The 2115-nt window shown below is 30.6% G+C and carries 3 protein-coding genes; all 3 read left to right on the plus strand.

The features are described from left to right. A partial coding sequence (locus tag BM027_RS17755; protein ID WP_090094503.1) for a deaminase domain-containing protein occupies positions 1-816 on the plus strand: 816 nt, incomplete at its 5' end. 27 nt (positions 817-843) lie between these two features. Beyond that, positions 844-1197 carry an Imm3 family immunity protein gene (locus BM027_RS17760; protein WP_090094504.1) on the plus strand — a complete coding sequence of 118 codons (354 nt, stop codon included), beginning with the start codon at positions 844-846 and terminating at the stop codon, positions 1195-1197. Between the two features lie 273 nt (positions 1198-1470). Continuing rightward, positions 1471-1833: a hypothetical protein gene (locus BM027_RS17765; protein ID WP_242943367.1), complete on the plus strand. Its 363-nt coding sequence runs from the start codon at positions 1471-1473 to the stop codon at positions 1831-1833. The last annotated feature ends 282 nt before the right edge of the window (positions 1834-2115 follow it).

Below are 2115 nucleotides of genomic sequence, written 5' to 3' on the forward strand. Positions count from 1 at the left end.
GAAAGAACATTATCTATTGGAGGATATTTTATACCAATTTTTGGTGAATATAAAATGTTAGCAGAAATAGTTGATGGAAAAGACTTAGTATCAGGAAGACGCTATAGTGTAGGAGAACAATTATTTGCAATAGGTGCTGTAGGAGCAGGAAGCTTAATAGGAAAAATATATAAAGGTGTGAAGGCAGGACTTGCATCGGGAGTAGAAGAAACATCAGGCAAAATAGCTGAAGGAACTGTGTTTGCTATGAATGGTGCTAGGGATTCTAGTGGAATTGAAAAACTGGCTAAGAGCATAACCGAAAAGGTTGTTGGTAAAGAGGGAGGAATTAAGGGGGCAGCTGATGCTGATAAGCTTACAAGTATTATAAATAGAGTTAAAGAAATAAGGTCTGAGTTACCAAGCAAGTTGAAAAAATCAGGAAATTTTGGGTATTCTGAGGTAGAGGTAGATGGCATTCAGCAAGGAGAGTTTTTTGCGCACAGTTCAGTTGATACAGCAGCTGACAAAGGAGCATTGCCAGGTATGTCATTTAAATCAGAAGGTGAGCCGATATATAAGGCTAAAAAGGTAGACCCAGATAATGCTAGAATAGATACACCAGAAGCATATTTAAGAGACTATGATACTGAATATAAAATGTTAAATGATATAGCAGAAAAATTGAAAAATAATGAGAATGCTACTGGAACTATAAATCTTTTTACAGAACGTTATACATGCGCGAGTTGCAGTGATATTATACTAAAATTTAGGCATGACTATCCTAACATTAAACTAAATGTTCTTACAAACGATGGAAAAGTAGTTAAATAGTACTGGTGTAGAGAAAGGAAGATTACGATGAAAGAGTGGGAATTCGATGAACTATATGAGTATATTGAGGAAGTTTTTAATAAATCTCTAAATGATGGACTTAATGAGTTACAAGCAGGTGGTAGATGTCTGTATGAATTTGCTAATGTAATAGAAGATGGGGAAACAGAGAAGCAAATAGTTTATACGACTATTGCAACTTTAGAAATTAAATATGGAGTTCTATCACAACGTATTTTTGAAGAAGTATCAAGAATAATAGATACATTTAGAGAAACTAACATTAGAGAAGAATTGGATTTAGATTTAGGCGAAATTGATAAATTTACTAATATTATAAATAATTTAAGAGTAAATATGGATGCGGTTAAAATTCAGTAAAAGCTTCTTTTGATGTCTGATTCAAGCTAATAGCAAGACTCCAATGGATGCTAAAAGGTGTCTGTTGGAGTTTTCTACGACTTAAGTGAGAGCAAATTGTTAATAATTCGAAGGTTGGAAACTAAGCCAATATAGGGGAGGATAAAAACGGAAGATAGTATTAATAGGAAAAGTTTATTACTTGCAATAAAAAGAAATGAACTTGATGATTTCTTAGTAGGAAGAGGAGTATATTCTTTTGGATTTAATCCATATAAGCCAGGAAATTCTATGTTGGATTTAGATAATGCAATGGCAGAAATATATAAATATTATATTGATGAACCAAATGAAAGAATAGATTTATTGTTAGAAAAAACATTATTAGAATGGTTAATATGGAAATCAGGAATAGGTATATATGCAATATTTTCAGTATTAAGTTATCAGCTGATAATGGAAAATTTAAAAAAATCTCCATTTAATATAAATAAAAAAGAGATAATTAGGGAGTTAAGGAAAAATGTTCTTATATACGAAGATAAACTGAAAAATCGTAAGGAGTATGAAGGAGAAAATTTAGCAGAAGGATTATGGGAAGCTATGCAACTTGAAAATAAAAGGAACATTAAAAACTATGGAATAGAAATTTTATGATTAATTAATAAAGTAAATACATTTTTAGGATTAATCTAACTGCATAATACTTAAGTGCCAACTGATACAATAAAATAGATAAACTAATAAAAATCAAGACTAACGATGGAAGTTGATTTTATTGTTAGTCTTTTGTTTTGTCTAAAAATAACAATGTAAGGGTGAGAAACAATGATAAAAATAGTAGGAGAATTTGAGTGCTCAAGATAAAGAAGAAGCAGAAAGTTATAATGCAAATATGGTATAGGAGAATATGAAATGAGAAATTATATTTTAGATTCA

The sequence above is a fragment of the Clostridium uliginosum genome (genome assembly GCF_900112485.1).
In the GTDB taxonomy this organism is placed as follows: domain Bacteria; phylum Bacillota; class Clostridia; order Clostridiales; family Clostridiaceae; genus Clostridium; species Clostridium uliginosum.

What these genes read in the sequence shown, in the direction of transcription:
- BM027_RS17760 (WP_090094504.1), top strand. Translation starts at nt 844, where the DNA reads ATGAAAGAGTGGGAATTCGATGAACTATATGAGTATATTGAGGAAGTT.